The sequence below is a fragment of the Rugamonas brunnea genome (assembly GCF_014042345.1).
Lineage (GTDB): Bacteria > Pseudomonadota > Gammaproteobacteria > Burkholderiales > Burkholderiaceae_D > Rugamonas > Rugamonas brunnea.
The window spans coordinates 183,737-205,476 of sequence record NZ_JACEZT010000008.1 but is presented as its reverse complement, the minus strand read 5'-3'; the positions used below and the strand labels follow the sequence as shown (position 1 = coordinate 205,476).

The window sequence follows — 21,740 nt, the reverse complement described above, 5'->3', positions numbered from 1 at the left end:
ACACCAATGCGGCTGCGACGCGCTAAGATATGTCTGACCATGCCTGACCGCACCACCTGTTTTGCCATCGTACCGATAGGACATGCTCGATGACGCACCTGAACGACCTGCCTTTCGCCACGCTGCAGTTCTACACCACGGCGCCCTACCCTTGCAGCTACCTCGATGGCCGCCAGGCCCGCTCGCAGGTGGCCACCCCGTCGCACCTGATCAACGCCGACGTGTATTCGGAACTGGTCAAGAACGGCTTCCGCCGCAGCGGCATCTTCACCTACCGCCCGTATTGCGACGGCTGCCAGGCCTGCATCCCGGTGCGCGTGGTGGCCGACCTGTTCACGCCCAGCCGCACCCAGCGCCGCGCCTGGGTGCGCCACGGCCAGCTGCGGGCCGCCGTGGCCACGCTGTCGTTCTCCGATGAGCACTACGCGCTCTACCTGCGCTACCAGAGCGCGCGCCACGCCGGCGGCGGCATGGACCAGGACAGCCGCGACCAGTACGCCCAGTTCCTGCTGCAAAGCCGGGTCAACACGCGGCTGGTGGAATTCCGCGACCCGGACGGCACGCTGCGCATGGTCAGCATCATCGACATGCTGTCGGACGGCCTGTCGTCCGTGTACACCTTCTTCGACCCGGACGTGGAAGGCGCCTCCTACGGCACCTTCAACGTGCTGTGGCAGATCGAGCAGGCGCGCGAGCTGGGCCTGCCCTACGTCTACCTCGGCTACTGGATCGAGGACAGCCCGAAGATGAGCTACAAGATCAACTTCCGGCCGCTGGAAGCGCGCATCAAGGGCCAGTGGGGGGTGTTGCAGCCGGGACGCCAGGGCTAGGGCTTGCCGGCCGGACACGGTAAAATACCGCACCTAATTCAGAGTGCCCCCATGTCCAACCATTTCCTGTATTCCCTGGCCCGCCCGCTGCTGTTCTCCATGGACCCCGAGTCGGCCCACCACTTCACGCTGCCCGCCCTCAAGCGCGCCGCCGCGCTGGGCCTGACCAAGTGCCTGCCGCAACCGCAACCCGACCCGCGCACCGTGATGGGCCTGACGTTCAAGAACCCGGTCGGCCTGGCCGCCGGCCTGGACAAGGATGGCGCCTACATCGACGCGCTCAACGACCTCGGCTTCGGCTCGATCGAAGTGGGCACCGTGACTCCGCGCGCCCAGCCCGGCAATCCCAAGCCGCGCATGTTCCGCCTGCCGGCCGCGCACGCCATCATCAACCGCATGGGCTTTAACAACGGCGGCGTGGACGCCTTCGTGGCCAATGTGCAGGCCTCGCGCTTCTACCAGGACAAGGCCGGCGTGCTGGGCCTGAACATCGGCAAGAACGCTGACACCCCGATCGAACGGGCGGTCGACGATTACCTGCTGTGCCTGCAAAAAGTCTATCCCTACGCCAGTTATGTGACGGTCAACATTTCCTCGCCCAACACCAAGAACCTGCGCCAGTTGCAGGGCGGCTCAGAACTGGACGGCCTGCTGGCCCAGCTCAAGGACGCCCAGTCGCGCCTGGCCGACCAGCACAAGCGCTACGTGCCGCTGGCCCTGAAGATCGCGCCGGACATGGATGGCGAGCAAGTCAAGAACATCGCCGACGCCCTGCTGCGCCACAAGATCGACGGCGTGATCGCCACCAACACCACGCTCAGCCGCACGGCCGTGCAGGGCATGCGCCATGGCGAGGAAGCGGGCGGCCTGTCGGGCGCGCCCGTGTTCGAACTGTCGAACCAGGTGATCCGCCTGCTCAAGGCGGAACTGGGCGACGCCCTGCCCATCATCGGCGTGGGCGGCATCATGAAGGGCGCCGACGCGCGCGCCAAGTTCGACGCGGGCGCCCAGCTGGTGCAGCTGTACAGCGGCCTGATCTACGCCGGTCCCGCCCTGGTGCGCGACTGCGCGGACGCACTGCGCGGGCGTTAAACCATGCAGTACACCACCCTGGGCATGACCGATGTGAAGGTCAGCCGTATCTGCCTCGGCACCATGACCTTCGGCGAGCAGAACACGGAAGCGGACGCGCACAGCCAGCTCGACCTGGCGCTCGCGCGCGGCATCAACTTCATCGACACGGCCGAGATGTACCCGGTGATGCCGCGCGCCGAAACGCAAGGCAGCACCGAGCGCCACATCGGCAGCTGGCTGAAGAAAACCGGCCAGCGCGACCGGGTGGTGCTGGCCACCAAAGTGGCGGGGCCGAACCCCAATATGCACTGGGTGCGCGGCGGGCGCAACAACCTGGACGCGGCCAACATCCGCGCCGCCGTCGAGGGCAGCCTGCAGCGTTTGCAAACGGACTATATCGATTTATACCAATTGCACTGGCCCAGCCGCAACGTGCCCATCTTCGGCGCCCACGCCTTCGAGCCGGCCAAGGAACGGACCCACGTGGCCATAGCGGAGACGCTGGCCGTGCTGGGACAGTTGCAGCAGGAAGGCAAGATCCGCCACATCGGCGTGTCCAACGAATCGAGCTGGGGCGTGTGCGAGTTCATCAAGCAGTCCGAGATGAAGGGCTTGCCGCGCATCGCCACCATCCAGAACCTGTACAACCTGACGGCCCGCCATTTCGAAACCAGCCTGCTGGACGAAACCTGTTACCGCGAACAGGTCAGCCTGCTGGCCTACAGCCCGCTGGCGTTCGGCCAGCTCAGCGCCAAATACCATGACGATCCCAAGGCGCATGGCCGCCTGACCATCTTCCCGCCCAACTGGAGTCCACGCTACCTGCGGCCTGGCGTGCTGGCCGCCGTGGCCCACTATGCGGCGCTGGCGCGCGCGCACGGCATGACGCCGGCGCAGATGGCGCTGGCATGGTGCTACTCGCGCTGGTTCGTGGCCTCCACCATCATCGGCGCCACCACGCTGGCGCAGCTGGAAGAAAACATCGCCGCGCTGGACGTGCAGCTCGCGCCGGAAGTCGTGGCGCAGATCGACGCGATCCACGCCAGCTTGCCCAATCCGGGACAATAAGCTGCCGGGGCCGGTTCACTGGCCCCGCGCCTGCGCAAAGAAACGGAACGGCGCCGCCCCCTGTGCGCTGTTTCGTTTCCACCACAAAACGCCTTCCCTGCACCGCGCAACGTCCGCGCGTGCCGCCCTCGCCTGCAACTTATTTCATTACTGTATATGATTAGTTGAAACGATTCGTGGGCGGCAATTTTGCCCGCTGTTAAGCTTTTTTTTCCACTATCCCCGGAGAGAGCCACATGCGTTTACGTCCAGATTCACGTCCAAATTCCCGTCCAGATTCCCGTCACCGCCTCATCCTCCGCCCCACCGCACCAGCCGTGCTGGCCGCCACCCTTGCCGCCAGCCTCAGCGTGCCCGCCATGGCCCAGGAAACCGAGCCGCTGGCCGGCGAGCTGCCCTCGGTTGTGGTGGTCACGGGCACCTATGCCAAGAACCGCCGCACGGTCGATTCCGAATCGCCGATCGACATCATCGGCGCGCGCGAACTGCAAGCCACCGGGTCCACGGAACTGGCCACGGTGCTGGGCCGCTTGCTGCCCTCGGTCAACTTCCCGCGCCCGTCCGGCGCCGACGCCAGCGACGCCGTCCGGCCCGCCCAGTTGCGCGGCCTGTCGCCCGACCAGACCCTGGTGCTGGTGAACGGCAAGCGCCGCCACACCTCGGCCGTGGTCAACGTCAACGGCACCCAGGGGCGCGGCTCGGCGCCCGTGGACCTGAACGCGATCCCCCTGTCGGCCATCGACCACATCGAAGTGCTGCGCGACGGCGCCGCCGCCCAGTACGGCTCAGACGCCATCGCAGGCGTCATCAACATCATCCTCAAAAAGGGGCCGAACGGCGGCGACGCCGAACTGGGCGTAGGCGAATACCAGAAGCGCGACGGCAAGCAAGTCTCGCTCAAAGGCTCGACCGGCTTCGCGCTGGGCGACAGCGGCTGGCTGCGCGTGGCCGTGGAAGCGGCCGACCGCGATCCCACCAACCGCGCCGGCCCCGACCTGCGCAATCCCAAGGACCCGCGCTACGGCCTGGTCAACCAACGCTTCGGCGACCCGGAAACCCGGCCCCGCACCGTGTTCGTCAACAGCCAGGTCACCATCAACGACGACCTCGAATGGTATGCCTTCGCCAACTACGGCCAGCGCGACACCTCGGCCGCCGCCACCTGGCGCACGTTCGGGCGCAGCCCCATTTATCCGGACGGTTTCCTGCCGCTGGAAAACAGCACCTCGACCGACCAGTCGCTGGTGACCGGCCTGCGCGGCGAGGCCGGCGGCTGGCGCTGGGACACCAGCCTGAACTACGGCAGCAACGAGTTCCAGCTCGACATGGACCACACGGTCAACCTAGACCTGGGCGCCAACAGCCCCACCCACTTCTATGCCGGCAAGCTGCAGAACACGCAAACGTTGCTGAACGTGGATGTGGCGCGCGAATTCCCGGTGGCCGCCTTCAGCGGTCCGCTGACGGTGGCGCTGGGCGCGGAGGCGCGGCATGAAAAATATGAAATCGGCGCCGGCGACGCGGCGTCCTACCAGGGCACGGGCTCGCAAGGCTTTTCCGGCTTCCGGCCGGTCAACGCGGGCAGCAACAGCCGCCACAACGAATCGCTGTACCTGAACCTGGAAGCGGAAGTCAGCCGCCAGTTCTCCGGCTCGGCAGCGCTGCGCCACGAGCGCTACAGCGATTTCGGCAGCACCACCTCCGCCAAGGGCTCGGCCCGCTACGCGTTCAACGAGATGGTCTCCCTGCGCGGCACGGCCTCGTCGGGCTTCCGCGCGCCGTCGCTGGCGCAGCAGTTCTACACCATCACCACCACCAACTTCTCCGTCATCAACGGCGTCAACACGCCGATCGAGACGGGCACCTTCGCCGTCGGCAGCGCCGCCGCCACGGCACTGGGCGCCACGCCGCTCAAGGCCGAGAAAGCCCGCAACTATAGCCTGGGCTTGCAGGTGCAGCCGACCAGCAACTGGAACGCCACCATCGACGCCTACCGCATCGACGTGGACGACCGCATCGCGCTGTCGGCCAACATGACGCTGTCGGACACGCTCAAACGGGCGCTGGCCGCGCAAGGCATCCTGGTGGGCGCGGGCCGCTACTTCACCAACGCCATCGACACCCGCACCACGGGCGTGGACGTGGTCAGCACCTATCGCTGGAACCTGGCGCTGGTGGGCCGCTTCGATTTCACGCTGGCCTACAACCACAACAAGAACACGCTGGAACGGGTGGCGCCCAACCCGGCCCTGCTGACGGCTAACGGCCTGACCCTGATCGACCGCCAGACCATCAACCGCATGACGGTCGGTTCGCCGCGCGACAAGTTCAGCCTGGCCACCGAATACACGGCCGGTCCCTGGAACGGCCGCGTCACCGTGACCCGCTACGGCAGCTTCACCGTGCCGCAGAACAATCCGGCGCTGGACCAGGTGTATGACCCGCAATGGGTGCTGGACCTGGCCGCCAGCGTCAAGCTGGGCAACCGCTGGAAGCTGACGGCCGGCATCGACAACGCCACCAACCGCTATCCGGACCAGGTGACGTCGGCGGGCAACCTCAACAACAACGGCATCAATCCCTACAGCGGCTTCTCGCCGAACGGCTTCAACGGCCGCTTCTACTACGCCAAAGCCGGCTACAGCTGGTAAGAAGTTGCATCAAAAAGCCCATGGCGTCGTTGTGGCGCCTTGCCGTGCAAGCGCACTGTCTTCGGCGCCACGCCTAGCCATGGTCATTTTGAAACAACTTCCAAGGAGGTTCAGGCCACGGCGCTGCCCAGCGCAGCGTCGATCTCGGCCCGGGTCAGCCCGGGCGCGAACTGCTGGATGAAGTCGTAGGCATAGCAGCGCAGGTAAGCGCCGCGCCGCACAGCCAGCCGGGTGGTGTTGGTGGCGAACAGGTGCGACGCTTCCACCGCCCGCAAACCATGGTCGCGCCCATGATCGAACGCCATCGAGGCGACGATGCCGACGCCCAGCCCCAGCGACACGTACTGCTTGATCACATCCGAATCCATGGCGGTGAGCACGATGTCGGGCCGCAAGCCAGCCTGGCTGAAGGCAGCGTCGATGTGGCCCCGGCCCGTGAAGCCCTGGTCGTAGGTGATCAGCGGCACATCGGCCAGGTCTTCCAGCCGGATCGGCGTGCGCGTCAGCAGCGGGTGGCCTTCGGGCACGACGATCAGATGGCTCCAGCGGTAGCAAGGGAACGACACCAGTTCCGGATATTCCGACAAGCCCTCGGTGGCGATGCCGATGTCCGTCTTGCCCGACAACACCCATTCGGCGATATGCTCGGGCGCGCTTTGCTGCAGGCCGATGCGCACGTCCGGATAAGCCGAACGGAACGACTGCACCACGCGCGGCAAGGCGTAGCGGGCCTGGGTGTGGGTGGCCGCCACGTTGAGGGTGCCGCTGCGCTGGCCCGCATATTCGAGGCTGGCCTGCTGCAGGTTTTCCGCTTCCACCAGCAGGCGCTCGATGATGCGCAGGATGCCCTTGCCCGGCTCCGTCATGCCGGTCAGGCGTTTGCCGTTGCGCTCGAAGATGATCACGCCCAGCTCGTCTTCCAGCTCGCGGATCTGGCGGCTCACGCCCGGTTGCGACGTGAACAGCGCGTTGGCCACTTCCGTCAGGTTGTAGCCGCGCCGGGCCGCTTCGCGCACGGAGCGCAATTGTTGGAAATTCATACTCAAGCTCCTTGATTCACAAATACTTGCAAGCGCCGGGGCCGCACCACCAGCGTTTCGCCCTCCTGCAGCCGCAGCTGGCGATAGTGTTCATGCGGCAGCACAGCTTCGATCAATTCGGCGTTGTCGCCCCGTTCCAGGTCCAGCTGGGCCAGCGGGCCGACCGCATGCGCGCGGCGCAGCTTGACGACGATGCCGGGCGCACCCGGCGTGTAGCGTTCGATATCGAGCTCATGCGGGCGCACATAGGCCGTGCCGTGGCCGTCGGCGCCGCCGTGGCCAAGCACGGCCAGACTGGCGTCACCGGTAGCCAGGAAGCCGTCCTGCACGCGCCCGTGGAAGGTATTCACATGGCCCAGGAAGCTGAACACGAACGGCGTGGCCGGATGGTTGTAGACCTGCGCCGGCGTGCCAACCTGCTCGACCTGGCCCTTGTTCATCAGCACCACCTGGTCGGCCACTTCCAACGCCTCCTCCTGGTCGTGGGTAACGAAGATGCTGGTCACGTGCAGCTCGTCGTGCAGGCGGCGCAGCCAGCGCCGCAGTTCCTTGCGCACCTTGGCGTCCAGCGCGCCGAACGGTTCGTCGAGCAGCAGCACGCGCGGCTCCACGGCCAGCGCGCGGGCCAGCGCGATCCGCTGGCGCTGCCCGCCCGACAACTGGGGCGGGTAGCGGTCGGCCAGCCAGTCCAGTTGCACCAGTTCCAGCAAGGCCTTGACCTTGACACGGATCTGATGCTCGGAAGGCCGCTGGTCGCGCGGCTTGACGCGCAGGCCGAACGCCACGTTCTCGAACACCGTCATGTGCTTGAACAGGGCGTAATGCTGGAACACGAAACCGACCTGGCGCTCGCGCACATGGCGGGCCGAGGCGTCCTCGCCATCCAGCAACACCTGACCGCTGTCGGGATGCTCCAGGCCGGCGATGATGCGCAGCAGCGTGGTCTTGCCGCAGCCCGACGGGCCCAGCAGCGCCGTCAGTTCGCCGGCCGGGAAATCGAGCGACACGTCGTTCAATGCCGCGAACGCGCCGAATTGTTTGTGTATATGCTTGACTGCGATGGTCATGGTCATTGCTCCGTGGATGGGGTTGCGGCGGCACCTGCATTGAGGCGCCACGCGATGCACGATTTCAGGGCCAGCGTCACCAGCGCCAGCAGGGCCAGCAGTGACGCCACGGCGAACGCGGCGGCGAAGTTGTATTCGTTGTACAGGATCTCCACTTGCAGGGGCATGGTGTTGGTCTCGCCCCGGATGTGGCCGGACACGACCGACACGGCGCCGAACTCGCCCATGGCGCGGGCGTTGCACAGGATCACGCCGTACAGCAAGCCCCACTTGATGTTGGGCAGGGTGACGCGGCGGAATGTCTGCCAGCCCGACGCCCCCAGCACGATGGCGGCCTCCTCCTCCTCGCTGCCCTGAGCCTGCATCAGCGGGATCAGCTCGCGCGCCACGAACGGGAAGGTGACGAAGATGGTGGCCAGCACGATGCCCGGCACGGCGAACAGCAGCTTGATGTCATGCGTCTGCAACCACGGCCCGAACCAGCCCTGGGCGCCGAACAGCAGCACGTAGATCAGGCCAGAAATGACGGGCGAGACGGAGAACGGCAAATCGATCAGCGTCAGCAACAGGCTCTTGCCACGGAAGGAAAACTTGGCGATGCACCACGACGCGGCCACGCCAAACACCACGTTGAGCGGCACGGCGATGGCGGCCGTGAGCAGGGTCAGACGGATGGCGGCCAGCGCGTCGTCCTCGCTGATGGCCTCCAGGTAGGCATGCCAGCCCTTGCTGAATGCCTCGGCGAACACGGCCGCCAGCGGCACGAACAGGAACAGCGTCAGGAACACCAGGGCCACGGCCAGCAACACGCCGCGCACCCACTGCGGTTCCAGCGTCGCCTGCGTGGGGCGCGCGACGGAGCGCGACCACGGCGCCGCTGATGCGTTCAGCACATCCGGCGCCTTCAGCACGTCCGGCGTATGCGGCCCGTCAGGTCCGCCGGGCGCACCTGGCGCGGCCGCCTGCAAGTCTGCAAAGACGATACTCATCGGCCTTTCCCTCCATTGCCGCGTGCCCAGGCTTGCAGCAGGTTAATCGACAGCAGCATCAGGAACGATGCCGCCAGCATCACGACGGCGATGGCGGTGGCGCCCGCGTAGTCGTATTGTTCCAGCTTGGTGATGATGAACAGCGGCGTGATCTCGGAGACCATCGGCATATTGCCGGCAATGAAAATCACGGAACCGTATTCGCCCGTGGCGCGCGCGAACGCCAGCGCAAAGCCCGTCAGCAGCGACGGCAAGATGGCGGGAAACACCACCCGCCCGAACGTCTGCAGCGCGCTGGCGCCCAGGCTGGCGGCCGCCTCTTCCAGTTCGCGTTCGGCCTCCTCCAGCACCGGCTGCACGGTGCGCACCACAAACGGCAGGCCGATGAAGGTCAGCGCCACCACCACACCGAGCGGCGTGAACGCCACTTTCACACCGAACACGCCTTCCAGCACGCGGCCGAACCAGCCATTGGCCGAATACAGGGCCGTCAGCGTGATGCCGGCCACGGCGGTGGGCAGCGCGAACGGCAAGTCGACCAGCGCGTCCACCACGCGTTTGCCGGGAAAGTTGTAACGCACCAGCACCCAGGCGACGATGCCGCCGAACACCACGTTGAGCGCGCCGGCGACCAGCGCCGCGCCGAATGTGAGCCGGTAGGACGCCAGCACGCGCGGCGAACTGACGGCGGCCCAGAAGTCATCCCAGCTCAGCGAGAACGTCTTCAGGAACACGGCCGACAGCGGGATCAGCACGATCAGCGTGAGATAGAAAACCGTAAAGCCCAGCGATAAGCGGAAACCAGGCAGCACGCGGTACGGTGCGGCCGTGGCGTTGAATGTTGCAGACATGATGCGCCCCTTCATTACAAATTCATCTAAAGAGGCTAAATATTCTCATCAATCAAACATATAACAAACGAAGCATTTGGTATGTCGATACTTGTTTCCGCTATAAGCCGGCCGCTTTCAGTGCAAGCAGAATGACAACGGCCCGGCGCCGCATGCAGCGGGCCGGGCCGGGGCGCCGGCGGACCGGCGAACGTCACGAAATCAGGAAATCAACTTGGCGGCCACGCTGACCAGCGTAAAGGCCAGCAGCCCGCGCAGCACGCGCTCGGGCACGGCGCGCGCCGCGTAGGCGCCCAGCGTGATGCCGGGCACGGAACCGACGAGCAGCGTCAGCAGCAATTCCCAGTTGATGGAACCGAGCCACCAGTGGCCGACGGCGGCGATGGCCGTCAAGGGCACGGCATAAGCGATGTCGGTACCGGCCACTTCGGCCGCCGTCAGGCGTGGATACAGCATCACCAGCAAGGTGGCGCCAATGGCGCCGGCGCCGATCGAGGAAATCGTGACCAGCGTGCCCAGCAGCGCGCCGGAGGCGATGGTGGCAGCCGTCAGCGCCCCGCCCTGCAACTGGTACTGGGGATGGGCGTTAATCCAGGCCAGCATCTTGCGTTTGAACAGCAGCGCGACCACGGTCAGCATGACGGAGACGGCGATCACGTAACGGATCAATTGGCCAATCTCCTTGTCCAGCACGCCGAATTTTTTCAGGGCCAGGCTGGCCAGCACGGCGGCCGGCAAGGCGCCGATGCACAGGCGGCGCACGATAGGCCAGCGCACGGTGCCGCGCATGCGGTGCGTGAACGTGCCCACGCCCTTGGTCAGCGACGCGAACGCCAGATCGGTGCCCACCGCGATCGAAGGCGAGACGCCGAACATCAGCGTCAGCAACGGCGTCATCAACGAACCGCCGCCCACGCCCGTCATCCCGACCAGCAGGCCCACCGCAAATCCTGAAACTACAAACGACAAGGTCATACCATCCCCCTAGAGTAAGCGTCAGGGTAATGACTCTGGCCGAAAAACCAAAGGACGAAGTTCCTATTTGCTTATGCCATATCGACATAGGCGGCACTTCGTCCCGGTCCGGGCCTTACTTGTTCGGCTGTGGCGTCAGGCGCAGATAAGGGCGTTCGGCCTTGTAGCCCTTGGGATATTTTTGCTTGATCAGCTCGGGATCCTGCACCGTCAGCGGGATGATGACGTCGTCGCCATCCTTCCAGTTGCCCGGCGTGGCGACGGTGTGGCTGTCGGTCAGCTGCAGCGCGTCGATCACGCGCAGCACCTCGTCGAAGTTGCGGCCCGTGCTCATCGGATAGGTGATGGACAGGCGCACCTTCTTGGCCGGGTCGATCACGAACAACGTGCGCACGGTGGCCGTGGCCGAAGCGTTGGGGTGGATCATGTCGTACAGCTCGGACACCTTGCGGTCCACGTCGGCGATGATGGGGAAGCCCACCACCGTGTGCTGGGTTTCCTCGATATCGGCGATCCATTCGCGGTGGGCGTCGGCCGGGTCGACCGACAAGGCGATGGCTTTCACGTTGCGCTTGTCGAATTCCGGTTTGAGCTTGGCCGTCAGACCCAGTTCCGTGGTGCATACTGGGGTGAAGTCGGCCGGATGGGAGAACAGCACCACCCACGAATTCCCTGCCCATTCGTGGAAGCGGATCGGGCCGATGGTGGAGTCCTGCGTGAAGTCGGGCGCGGTGTCGCCCAGGCGTATGGTCATGGTGTTCTCCTGTGTGGTCGGTAGTGGTGGGATGTGGCGGGATAGCGGTGGCCAGCAGTGCATTTTGCGCCTTTTCTAACCAAATTCGCAACAAAATTGCATGCCGCTAGCGGCCAATTCTCCCCTGTTATGACTTGATTCAAAGCAAAGAAATGGCCGGCGTCCGACTGGCGCCGGCATTCGGGCTCACCGCTCACTTGCCGGGCTGGTAGATCTGGTCGAACACGCCGCCGTCGGCGAAATGCGTCTTGTGCGCCGTGGCCCAGTCGCCGGCCACCTGGGCCAGCGTGAACAGCTTGATGGCGGGGAACTGTGCCGCGTACTTCTTCGCCGCCTTGTCCTGCACGGGGCGGTAGTAATTCCTGGCGATCAGTTCCTGTCCCTCATCCGAGTACAGGAATTGCAGGTAGGCTTGCGCCACCTTGCGCGTGCCATGGCGCTCGGCCACCTTGTCCACCACGGCCACCGGCGGCTCGGCCAGGATGGACGACGATGGCGCCACCACCTGTACCTTGTCCGGCCCCAGCTCCTTGATGGCCAGCAAGGCTTCATTTTCCCAGGCGATCAGCACGTCACCTATGCCGCGCTCGACGAAGGTGGTGGTGGCGCCGCGCGCGCCGGAATCGAGCACGGGCACGTTCCGGTACAGCTTGCCGAGAAAGGCGCGGGCGCTGGCCTCATTGCCGCCCGGCTGGCGCAAGGCGTAGCCATAGGCGGCCAGGTGGTTCCAGCGCGCGCCGCCCGAGGTTTTCGGGTTGGGCGTGATGACGGCCACGCCCGGCTTGACGAGGTCGTTCCAGTCATGGATGCCCTTGGGGTTCCCCTTGCGGACCAGGAACACGATGGTGGACGTGTATGGCGCGCTGTTGTGCGGCAGGCGCTGCTGCCAGTCGGGCGGCAGCAGCTTGTGGGCGGCGATGGCGTCGATATCGTAGGCCAGCGCCAGCGTCACCACGTCCGCCTCCAAACCGTCGATCACGGCCCGCCCCTGCTTGCCCGAGCCGCCATGGGACTGGCGGATCTTGACCGTGTCGCCGCTGCTGGCTTTCCAGCTTTTAGCGAAAGCGGCGTTGATATCCTGGTACAGCTCGCGGGTGGGATCGTAGGAAACGTTCAGCAGGGAAACGTCGGCGGCGAAAGCCGGCACGATGGCGGCGGCGGCCAACAGGGCCGCGGCGAGGCAATTCTTGGTCAGCATGAGATTCCTTGTAGTTGTCACGTCAGGAACACCAGCGTAAGACCGGCAATTAATAAATAGAAGGAATCATTTCAAGGTTTTATATATCAAAACCACATAAAACACGTCAGGCAAAACGGTCGAGCAACACCACGGCCCAGGCGGCGGCGGCCAGCAGGCAGGCCAGCAGCACGGCGGCGCTGCCGAAATCCTTGGCATTTTTCGACAAGGGATGGCGCTCCAGCGACACCCGGTCCACCACGGCTTCCAGCGCGGAATTGATCAGCTCCACGATCAGGATCAGCACCAGCACACCGATCAGCAACAGTTTTTCGAACGCGGAGATATGCAAGGCCAGCGCGATGGCGGTGCCGACAGCGAACAGGGCCAATTCCTGGCGGAATGCGTGCTCGTGGCGCCACGCTGCCTTGAGCCCGTCCAGCGAGTAGAAAAAGGCCGACAGGATGCGTTTGAGGCCGCTTTTGCTCTTGAATTCGCTGACTGGTTCCATGCGGGCAATGACGAAGTTGACGAAAGGAACGATTATGCCCTTTCGTGACCGAACGGTGACAATTTTGGCGCGGCCGCTCCAGACATTTCCCAATATTTTCACATTATGGTATAAAGCTGGTATGACTTACCGCATCGCACCAACCACATCATGAAAATCGAAACCGTTCCCGAGCAAAAGACGACGATCCAGGTGATCGAGCGCATGGTAGCGCTGCTCGACGCACTGGCCAAATATCCCGATCCCGTGAGCCTGAAAGAATTGTCGAAAGTGTCGGGGCTGCACCCGTCCACGGCCCACCGCATTCTGAACGACATGGTGCTCACGCGCTTTGTCGACCGCATCGAACCGGGCACCTACCGGCTCGGCATGCGACTGCTGGAGCTGGGCAATATCGTCAAGAGCCGGCTGTCCGTGCGCGAGGCGGCGCTGGACTTCATGCGTGCACTGCACAAAAAAACCCAGCAGACCATCAACCTGTCCGTGCGCCAGGGCGACGAGATCGTCTACATCGATCGCGCCTTCTCCGAGCGCTCCGGCATGCAGGTGGTGCGCGCCATCGGCGGGCGCGGCCCGCTGCACCTGACCTCGACCGGCAAACTGTTCCTGTCGGTGGACGAGCCCAAGGCCATCCGCGCCTACGCCACCCGCACCGGCCTGGCGGGCCACAACAAGAACTCGATCACGGACCTGGCCACGCTAGAACGCGAGCTGAGCCTGGTGCGCGCGCGTGGCTATGCGCGCGACAACGAGGAACTGGAACTGGGGGTGCGTTGCATGGCCGCCGGCATCCGTGACGATTCCGGCAAGCTGATCGCCGGCCTGTCGATCTCGGCGCCGGCCGACCGTCTGCAGGACGCGTGGCTGGACGACCTGGTGGCCACGGCCAACCAGATCTCGGCCACGCTCGGTTACATGCCGGCCGAGTAAGTCGGCGCGGCGGCCGTGCCGGTGGTCATGCCGGCCGGCTTGAGGGCCTCCAGCCATTTGCGCATGCGGCCGGCATCGGCCGTGCGCGATTGCTTGCCCTTGGAGTCGAGGAACACCATGATCACGGCGCGACCTTCGATCACGGCCTGCATCATCAGGCAGCGGCCGGCCTCGTTGATGAAACCGGTCTTCTGCAAGCCGATTTCCCAGGTCGGATTGGCCACCAGGTGGTTGGTGTTACCGAACTGCATGGGGTGGCCGCTGGCCTCCACCACGGCCTTGGGATCGGTCGAGTACTGGCGCAGCAGCGGCTGCTGGTAGGCGGCCATGGCCAGCCGGGCCAGGTCGCGGGCGCTGGCCACGTTCATCTTGGACAGGCCGTTGGAATCCACATAATGCGTATCGAGCATGCCCAGCTCGCGCGCCTTGGCGTTCATGGCCTCGACAAACGCGGCCCGGCCGCCCGGATAGTTGCGGCCCAGCGCGGACGCGGCCCGGTTCTCCGAGCTCATCAGCGCGATGTGCAGCATGTTGGCGCGCGTCAGCCGCGAGCCCACTTTCAGGCGCGAACTGCTGAACTTGATGCGGTCCACATCGTCTTCGGTCACGGTCAGTACTTCATCCATGTCCTGGTGCGCCTCCACCACGACCAGGCCCGTCATCATTTTGGTGATGGACGCGATCGGCAGCGCCACGTTGGAATTTTTCTCGAACAGCACTTCGTCGTTGTTCTGGTCCAGCACCAGCGCCACGTTCGACTTCAGGTCGAACGGGTCATGGGTCTGGTTCAGGCCGGCCAGGTCGCCCATGGTGGGCACGGCGGGCGCGGCGGCCAGCAGGCGTTCGTACACCACCTTGCGGCGGCCATGCACCATGACCACGCGCTTGACCAGGTGTTCGCGCGGCGCGGCGGCCGCTTCATGCAGCTTGCCTTTGCGGACGTGATGTTTCTTGTGGTGGGTATCGGCCGCCTGGGCAGCGGCAGGTAGCGACACCAGCAGCGCTGCGATCAGCGCACCAGAGGCGAGCTTAAACATGAAATTCCCCGGTAAACGAACAGACGAGTGACCGTTGCAGTGTAGCAAAACCATGCGCGAGCGCAAGCTGATTTAACATAGTCGGCATCACAGTTTTCCCCTGCGCAATGCACTCACAATAAGCTTGCTTAAACGACCCGCGCATGCGCGCTGCACAGCACCCCATCAGTCGACAAATTTAACAAATTCCGCGACCGGCATGCGTTCCGTGACCAGGCTGTTCTCGACCTTGTCCATATCAGCGTAGCCCAAGGACATCCCACACACAACCGTTTCATTGTCTGGAATTGACAACATTGATTGAATGATCTTGTGGTACTGGGTGAACGCTGCCTGCGGGCAGGTATCGAGCCCCCGTCCGCGCGCCGCCACCATGATGTTTTGCAGGAACATGCCGTAGTCCAGCCACGAGCCCTGCTCCATGATGCGGTCGATGGTGAAGATCAGCCCCACGGGCGCGCCGAAGAATTCATAGTTGCGGCCATGCTGGGCCGCCATGCCGGCCTTGTTCTCGCGCGTCAGGCCCAGCAGCGCATACAGGTCCCAGCCCACCTTGCGGCGCCGTTCGATGAAGGGCGAGACCCACTCGCGCGGGTAGTAGGCGTACTCCTCCGTGTGCTGGCGCGACAGCGACGGGTCGTTGTGGGCGGCCAGGATGGCGGCCGACAGCGCGTGCTTGCGCTCGCCCGTCAGCACATACACTTTCCATGGCTGGGTGTTGGTGCCCGACGGCGCACGCGCGGCCACCTGCAGCAATTGTTCGATGTCGGCCCGCGGCACGGGCGTGGGCAGATAGGCGCGGATCGAGCGGCGCGACGTGATGGCGTTGTCAACGGCTAACTGGTCGGATTTGCTGGGCATGCGTCCTCACTGATAGGGAAGGTCAAAGGCGGGTTCTGCGCGGGCGGCAGAGCCGATGCGCAGTCTAGCACGGGATGGCAACACGGCAGTCGCCCCAGCCTGGCCGGCAATCTTCAATTCCCGCAAGAAATCGTGCCATGTGGCCAAAATGACTTCTTTGGTGCAACGCACAAAATATCGCTTGACTTAATTATGGAAGGCCGTAAAATCGGGTTTGTTGCGTTGCACAATTTGTTTTTTGGTCTGAAGGCTGGATTCATCTGCTTCGTACCACTGGTAGAAACAGCAGCATTTATCGATGACTATTTTCTAATTTCTGGAGAGTTATATGTTTTCAATCCCTGAGCAATTTTCCAATGCGACCAAGGCCAATTTTGAAGCCCAGTTCGCCATCTTCTCCGCACTGACCAACAAGGCCTTCGAAGGCGTGGAAAAGTTCGTCGACCTGAACCTGACCGCTGCCAAAGCATCGCTGGAAGAATCGTCGGTGACCACCAAGCAACTGCTGGCGGCCAAAGATCCGCAAGAGTTCTTCTCGCTGACCGCTGCCCAGGCCCAGCCTACGGCTGAGAAAGTGGTGGCCTACGGCCGTCACCTGGCATCGATCGCTTCCGGCACCCAAGCCGAGTTCAACAAAGCGGCCGAAACCCAGATCGCCGAAACCAACCGCAAAGTGATCTCGCTGGTGGAAGAAGTGAGCAAGAACGCCCCAGCCGGCACCGAAAACGCCGTGGCCCTGCTGAAGACCGCCATCGGCAATGCCAGCGCCGGTTACGAGCAGTTCACCAAGACCGCCAAGCAAGCCGTGGAATCGATCGAATCGAACATGGCCACGGCCGTGAACCAGTTCTCGCAAGCTGCCGCCAAGGCCGCTCCTGCGAAGAAGTAATGCAGGCCATGCTGGCGCCTTCGGGCGCCAGCCCCGTTGTACAGACTCCTCGGCATCCGTGGTGTCCTTTCAAACGGGTGTCCTTCTCAGCCCCGGCCGTGACCGGGGCTTTTTTTATTCGCCCACTTATACGTCCACTTATTCGCCCAGGTAGGCGGCCTTCACGCGCGGATCGACCAGCATGTCCTGGGCGTTGCCGGTCATGGTGATCAGGCCGGAATCCATCACGTAGCCGCGGTGCGCGGCCTGCAGCGCCAGCTTGGCGTTCTGCTCCACCAGCAAGATGGTGATGCCTTCGGCCGACACGTTGCGGATCACTTCAAAAATCTTGTCCACCATGATGGGCGACAAGCCCATCGACGGTTCGTCCAGCAACAGCAGCTTGGGATGCGACATCAGCGCGCGCGCCATGGCCAGCATCTGCTGCTCGCCACCCGACAGCGTGCCCGCCATCTGCTGCGCCCTCTCCTTCAGGCGCGGGAACACGTCGTACCACTTGGCGATGTCGGCCTCGATGCCGGCCTTGTCGTCGCGCGTGTAGGCGCCCATCATCAGGTTTTCCTGGATCGACATGCGGGTGAACACGCCGCGCCCTTCCGGCACCATGGCCAGCTTTTTCTCGACCAGGTGGAACGATTGGTCGCCCTTGAGCGAGGCGCCCATGTAGGTCACGGTGCCATCCACCTTGCAAGGCGGCAGCGTGCCGGTGATGGCTTTCAGCGTGGTGGTCTTGCCGGCGCCGTTGGCGCCGATCAGGGCCACCAGCTCGCCCCGGTTCACTTCCAGATCGATGCCCTTGACGGCCTTGATGCCGCCGTATGCCACCGTCAATCCTGCTACCTTCAGCACGTTTTCGCTCATCAGTGCGATCCTCCCAGATAGGCGTCGATGACGGCCTGGTTGCTCTGTATTTCGGCCGGCAAGCCTTCCGCGATCGGTTTGCCGTATTCCAGCACCATCAGGCGGTCGCACATGCCCATCATCATCTTGACGTCGTGCTCGATCAGCAGCACGGTCTTGCCTTCGTTCTTGATCTTGACCAGCAGCTCGCGCAAGGCCAGCTTCTCGGTCGCGTTCATGCCGGCCGCTGGTTCATCGAGCGCCAGCAACTGCGGATCGGTGGCCAGCGCGCGCGCGATCTCCAGCCGGCGCTGGTCGCCATAGGACAGGAAACGCGAGGTGCGGCTGGCGAACTGGCCGATGCCGACGAAGTCCAGCAACTCCTGCGCGCGCCGGCGGATCGCCGCCTCCTCCTCGCGCGCCGCCTTGTGGCGGAACACGGCGCCGAACACGCCCTGGTGGGTGCGCACGTGGCGGCCCACCATCACGTTCTCCAGCGCCGTCATGTCGCCGAACAGGCGGATGTTCTGGAAGGTGCGGGCGATGCCGGCCTTGGCCACCTCATGCGGGGCGGACGGCGAATACGGCTTGCCGGCCAGCTCGAAGGTGCCCGTGTCGGGCTGGTACAGGCCCGTGATCACGTTGAAGAAGGTGGTCTTGCCGGCGCCGTTGGGGCCGATCAGGCCGTAGATCTGGCCTTTCAGAATCTTGATGCTGACGTCGGTCAGCGCCTGCAGGCCGCCGAAGCGCTTGTTGACGCCGGCGATGTTGAGTATCACTTGTTCGCTCATGGCTTTCCTCAGGCGCGCAGCACGCCGGCTGCCGGCTCGGGTTTGTCGGTGTCGTGGTCGGGGCGGTCCTCATGCTTGGGCGCGGGCCACAGGCCGGCCGGACGGTTCAGCATGATGAGCACCATGGCCAGGCCGTACAGCAACTGGCGCAGCACTTCCGCTTCGATGACGACGTGGCCGAACAGTTTTTCCTGCAGCGGTTCGACCACGTGGCGCAGCACTTCCGGCAGCGCCGCCAGCAGCGCGCCGCCCATGATCACGCCCGGCACGTGGCCGATGCCGCCCAGCACCACCATCGCCAGCACGGCGATCGATTCCGTCAGCGAGAACGATTCGGGCGACACGAAGCCCTGGAACGAGGCGAACATGGCGCCGGCGATGCCGCCGAACGAGGCGCCCATGGAGAACGCCAGCAGCTTGACGTTGCGGGTGTTGATGCCCATGGCCTTGGCGGCGATCTCATCTTCGCGGATGGCAACCCAGGCGCGGCCCAGGCGCGAATGCTGCAAGCGCGTGGTGACGAACACCACGGCGATGCACAGGAACAGGAACAGGAAGTAGTAAGCGTTCACGGACGGCATCGAGAAGCCGCCGATGACGACGGTGGCGCGCGAGCCGGCCTCGCCCGACAGGTTGACGCCGAACACGCGGATCGGGTCGATCAGGTTGATGCCCTGCGGGCCGTTGGTGAAGTTGACCGGCTCGTTCAGGTTGTTCATGAAGATACGGATGATCTCGCCGAAACCGAGCGTCACGATGGCCAGGTAGTCGCCGCGCAGCTTGAGCGTAGGCGCGCCGAGGAGCGCACCGAACAGGCCGGCCAGCGCGGCCGCCAGCGGCACGATCAGCCACACAGACAGGTGGATGCCGTGCTCGCGGATATCGGGCCCCAGCATGGCCACCAGCGTATCGCCCAAAGCCGGGTACTGGTTGATGATGGATTCAAGCAGCGTGGCGAACTGTGGCGAGGCCAGCAGGCCGGTCATGTAGGCGCCCACGGCGTAGAACGCGATGTAGCCGAGGTCCAGCAGGCCGGCGAAGCCGACCACGATGTTCAGGCCCAGCGCCAGCATGATATACAGCAGCGCCATGTCGATGATGCGCACCCAGGAGTTGCCGAACTGGGCGGCCACGAACGGGAAGACCAGCAGGCCGATCAGCACCACCGCCATGCTGGCGTAGGCTTTGGCGGGGTTGCGGGCCGTGTCGAAATTGAGGAGAGCCATGATGATCCTTTCTGGCGGTCAGGCGCGGTCGGCGACGCGCTCGCCCATGATGCCGGACGGACGCACCGTCAGCACGAGGATGAGGACGACGAAGGCGAAGATGTCCTGGTAATTACTGCCCAGGAAGCCACCGGTGAGATCGCCGATGTAGCCGGCGCCCAGGCTTTCGATAATGCCCAGCAAAATGCCGCCTATCATGGCGCCGTAGATGTTGCCGATGCCGCCCAGCACGGCCGCCGAGAATGCCTTGAGGCCGGGCACAAAGCCCATCGCGAACTGGATCGACGCATAGTTGGCGCCCCACATCACGCCGGCGACGGCGGCCAGCGCGGCGCCGATGGCGAAGGTGGCGACGATGACCTTGTTCGAATCGACGCCCATCAGGCCGGCCACGCGCGGATTTTCCGCCGTGGCCCGCATGGCGCGGCCCATGCGGGTCTTTTCCACCAGCAGCACCAGGCCGAACATGGACGCGGCCGCCAGTACCAGCAGCAGCACCTGGGTTTGCGAGATCACGGCGCCGCCCACCATGATGGGGTCGGACGACAGCAGTTGCGGGAACGGCAACGGATTGCGGCCCCAGATCATCATGGCGAAAGTTTGCAGCAGGATGGACACGCCGATGGCCGTGATCAGCGGCGCCAGCCGGGGGGCATTGCGCAGGCGGCGATACGCGACACGCTCGATGATGATGTTAACCAGCATGCAGACCGGGATGGCGCCGATGATGGCGATGCCCAATTGCACGAACCCGGGCAGGCCGGGCGCCACGTTCTGCAGCACCTTGAGGATGGTCAGGCCGGCCATGGCGCCTATCATCAGCACGTCGCCATGGGCGAAGTTAATCAGGTTCAGCACGCCATACACCATCGTGTAGCCGAGCGCGACCAGCGCGTACATGCTGCCCAGCACCAGACCATTGATAATTTGTTGGATAAAAGTATCCATGGGTTCGATTGCCTTTGTTGAGTGTGTTACCGATACGCACGCTGCGGGCGCCGCCTAACAAAAACGGCACCCGGGGAGGTCCCCGCAGTGCCGCCGTTGACGTGACGCCGCCATCCCGAAACAAGCCCATTCGAAGCACATTCGACAACTTTTTCGGGCGAGGCAATGATAGCGACTATTATAAAAAACTAATAGCGAAAAAAACGATAATGGGCCAAACAAAATTCAACCCATCACCCATGCAGCGTGGCCCCATGGCCCTCAGGCCTGCTCCGCCTTGCCGCCATCGAGCCCTTTTGGCAAGGGGAAAGTAACGGCTTCCTGCACCCCGTCCAGCGTGCGCACGCTGCGCGCGCCGCACTGCTTCAGGCGGTCGATGACGGCCTGCACCAGCACCTCGGGCGCCGATGCGCCGGCCGTGACGCCCACGCGCAGCTTGCCTTCCAGCCATTGCGGGTCGATCTGCGCGGCATTGTCGACCATGTAGGCCGGCGTGCCCTTCTTCTGCGCCACTTCGCGCAGGCGGTTGGAATTGGAGCTGTTCGGGCTGCCCACGACGATCACCACATCCACCTGCGGCGCCATGAATTTCACGGCTTCCTGGCGGTTGGTGGTGGCGTAGCAGATGTCGCCCTTCTTCGGTTCGATAATGCTGGGGAACTTGGCTTTCAGGGCCGCGATGATGTCGGCGGTGTCATCCACCGACAACGTCGTCTGCGACACATAGGCCAGCATGTCGGGTTTGCTGACTTCCAACTTGTCCACGTCGGCCACCGTTTCGACCAGGTACATACCTTCCTCGGTCTGGCCCATCGTGCCTTCCACCTCGGGGTGACCGTCGTGGCCGATCATGATGATCTCGCAGCCCTGGCGGCGCATCTTGGCCACTTCCACGTGCACCTTGGTCACCAGTGGGCAGGTGGCGTCGTAGATGGTCAGGCCGCGCGCTTCCGCTTCGGCCCGCACGGCCTTGGACACGCCGTGCGCCGAGAACACCAGCGTGTTTCCGGCCGGCACGTCATCGAGTTCTTCGATGAAGATGGCGCCCTTGTTGCGCAAGTCATCGACCACGTAGGCGTTGTGCACGATTTCGTGGCGCACGTAGATGGGTGCGCCGAACTGCTGCAGGGCGCGCTCCACGATCTCGATCGCACGGTCCACGCCGGCGCAAAAACCGCGCGGCTGGGCCAACAGAATTTCTTTATCCATCAATGCCTCAATTGGAGGGTGC

The 21,740-nt window shown here is 64.2% G+C and carries 21 protein-coding genes; 6 read left to right on the top strand and 15 right to left on the bottom strand.

Going from position 1 to position 21,740, the window contains the following annotated elements; all coding sequences use genetic code 11:
• Nucleotides 1-89 precede the first annotated feature (89 nt).
• The 4 genes from H3H37_RS14100 (at nt 90) to H3H37_RS14085 (ending at nt 5,623) form a co-directional block, all read left to right on the top strand.
• Complete coding sequence (locus H3H37_RS14100) at nt 90-830, top strand: arginyltransferase (RefSeq protein WP_182163489.1); 741 nt, start codon at nt 90-92, stop codon at nt 828-830.
• A gap of 51 nt (nt 831-881) precedes the next feature.
• Nucleotides 882-1,922, top strand: coding sequence for a quinone-dependent dihydroorotate dehydrogenase (locus H3H37_RS14095; protein ID WP_182163487.1), 1,041 nt, complete (start codon nt 882-884; stop codon nt 1,920-1,922).
• A gap of 3 nt (nt 1,923-1,925) precedes the next feature.
• On the top strand, nt 1,926-2,972 hold the full coding sequence (locus tag H3H37_RS14090) for an aldo/keto reductase (RefSeq protein ID WP_182163485.1): 1,047 nt from the start codon (nt 1,926-1,928) through the stop codon (nt 2,970-2,972).
• A 317-nt stretch (nt 2,973-3,289) separates the two neighbouring features.
• The gene (locus H3H37_RS14085; RefSeq protein ID WP_311197495.1) at nt 3,290-5,623 is read left to right on the top strand and encodes a TonB-dependent receptor plug domain-containing protein; all 2,334 of its coding nucleotides are present in this window, start codon (nt 3,290-3,292) and stop codon (nt 5,621-5,623) included.
• Nucleotides 5,624-5,733: 110 nt separating this feature from the next.
• On the opposite strand, the gene H3H37_RS14080 is transcribed toward H3H37_RS14085, so the two are convergent.
• From H3H37_RS14080 to H3H37_RS14045, 8 genes are all read right to left on the bottom strand, one after another.
• Nucleotides 5,734-6,663: a CysB family HTH-type transcriptional regulator gene (locus H3H37_RS14080; RefSeq protein ID WP_182163481.1), complete on the bottom strand. Its 930-nt coding sequence runs from the start codon at nt 6,661-6,663 to the stop codon at nt 5,734-5,736.
• 2 nt (nt 6,664-6,665) lie between these two features.
• The gene (locus H3H37_RS14075) at nt 6,666-7,730 is read right to left on the bottom strand and encodes a sulfate/molybdate ABC transporter ATP-binding protein (RefSeq protein ID WP_182163479.1); all 1,065 of its coding nucleotides are present in this window, start codon (nt 7,728-7,730) and stop codon (nt 6,666-6,668) included.
• A gap of 2 nt (nt 7,731-7,732) precedes the next feature.
• Nucleotides 7,733-8,719, bottom strand: coding sequence for a sulfate ABC transporter permease subunit CysW (gene cysW, locus H3H37_RS14070; protein WP_229218833.1), 987 nt, complete (start codon nt 8,717-8,719; stop codon nt 7,733-7,735).
• Nucleotides 8,716-9,570, bottom strand: a complete 855-nt coding sequence (cysT, locus tag H3H37_RS14065; RefSeq protein WP_182163477.1) for a sulfate ABC transporter permease subunit CysT — start codon at nt 9,568-9,570, stop codon at nt 8,716-8,718. Before cysT ends, cysW begins: the two co-directional genes overlap by 4 nt.
• Before the next feature lie 201 nt (nt 9,571-9,771).
• Nucleotides 9,772-10,545, bottom strand: a complete 774-nt coding sequence (locus H3H37_RS14060) for a sulfite exporter TauE/SafE family protein (protein WP_182163476.1) — start codon at nt 10,543-10,545, stop codon at nt 9,772-9,774.
• A 115-nt stretch (nt 10,546-10,660) separates the two neighbouring features.
• Complete coding sequence (locus H3H37_RS14055; RefSeq protein ID WP_182163474.1) at nt 10,661-11,299, bottom strand: peroxiredoxin; 639 nt, start codon at nt 11,297-11,299, stop codon at nt 10,661-10,663.
• A gap of 193 nt (nt 11,300-11,492) precedes the next feature.
• Nucleotides 11,493-12,497, bottom strand: a complete 1,005-nt coding sequence (locus H3H37_RS14050; RefSeq protein WP_182163472.1) for a sulfate ABC transporter substrate-binding protein — start codon at nt 12,495-12,497, stop codon at nt 11,493-11,495.
• 106 nt (nt 12,498-12,603) lie between these two features.
• Entirely contained in the window at nt 12,604-12,987 is a 384-nt protein-coding gene (locus tag H3H37_RS14045; RefSeq protein ID WP_182163470.1) for a diacylglycerol kinase, read from the bottom strand.
• A gap of 150 nt (nt 12,988-13,137) precedes the next feature.
• On the opposite strand from H3H37_RS14045, the gene H3H37_RS14040 reads away from it, so the two are divergent.
• Nucleotides 13,138-13,917: an IclR family transcriptional regulator gene (locus H3H37_RS14040; protein ID WP_182163468.1), complete on the top strand. Its 780-nt coding sequence runs from the start codon at nt 13,138-13,140 to the stop codon at nt 13,915-13,917.
• Here the strand turns inward: H3H37_RS14040 and pbpG are convergent.
• Nucleotides 13,899-14,954, bottom strand: a complete 1,056-nt coding sequence (pbpG, locus tag H3H37_RS14035; protein ID WP_182163466.1) for a D-alanyl-D-alanine endopeptidase — start codon at nt 14,952-14,954, stop codon at nt 13,899-13,901. The two genes, H3H37_RS14040 and pbpG, sit on opposite strands and share 19 nt — an antisense overlap.
• A gap of 165 nt (nt 14,955-15,119) precedes the next feature.
• Entirely contained in the window at nt 15,120-15,815 is a 696-nt protein-coding gene (locus H3H37_RS14030) for a nitroreductase (RefSeq protein ID WP_182163464.1), read from the bottom strand.
• Between the two features lie 328 nt (nt 15,816-16,143).
• Between H3H37_RS14030 and phaP the strand changes: the two genes are divergently transcribed.
• Nucleotides 16,144-16,704 carry a TIGR01841 family phasin gene (gene phaP, locus H3H37_RS14025; protein ID WP_182163462.1) on the top strand — a complete coding sequence of 187 codons (561 nt, stop codon included), beginning with the start codon at nt 16,144-16,146 and terminating at the stop codon, nt 16,702-16,704.
• Between the two features lie 138 nt (nt 16,705-16,842).
• Here the strand turns inward: phaP and H3H37_RS14020 are convergent, their stop codons facing one another.
• The 5 genes from H3H37_RS14020 to ispH form a co-directional block, all read right to left on the bottom strand.
• A complete protein-coding gene (locus tag H3H37_RS14020; RefSeq protein WP_182163460.1) occupies nt 16,843-17,565 on the bottom strand; it encodes an ABC transporter ATP-binding protein in 723 nt (240 codons plus the stop codon).
• Nucleotides 17,565-18,335, bottom strand: a complete 771-nt coding sequence (locus H3H37_RS14015; protein ID WP_182163458.1) for an ABC transporter ATP-binding protein — start codon at nt 18,333-18,335, stop codon at nt 17,565-17,567. The genes H3H37_RS14020 and H3H37_RS14015 overlap by 1 nt, the downstream gene beginning before the upstream one ends.
• Before the next feature lie 8 nt (nt 18,336-18,343).
• Nucleotides 18,344-19,561: an ABC transporter permease subunit gene (locus H3H37_RS14010; RefSeq protein ID WP_182163456.1), complete on the bottom strand. Its 1,218-nt coding sequence runs from the start codon at nt 19,559-19,561 to the stop codon at nt 18,344-18,346.
• An 18-nt stretch (nt 19,562-19,579) separates the two neighbouring features.
• Nucleotides 19,580-20,509 carry a branched-chain amino acid ABC transporter permease gene (locus H3H37_RS14005; protein ID WP_182163454.1) on the bottom strand — a complete coding sequence of 310 codons (930 nt, stop codon included), beginning with the start codon at nt 20,507-20,509 and terminating at the stop codon, nt 19,580-19,582.
• A gap of 261 nt (nt 20,510-20,770) precedes the next feature.
• Entirely contained in the window at nt 20,771-21,718 is a 948-nt protein-coding gene (ispH, locus tag H3H37_RS14000) for a 4-hydroxy-3-methylbut-2-enyl diphosphate reductase (protein WP_182163452.1), read from the bottom strand.
• Nucleotides 21,719-21,740: the final 22 nt, after the last annotated feature.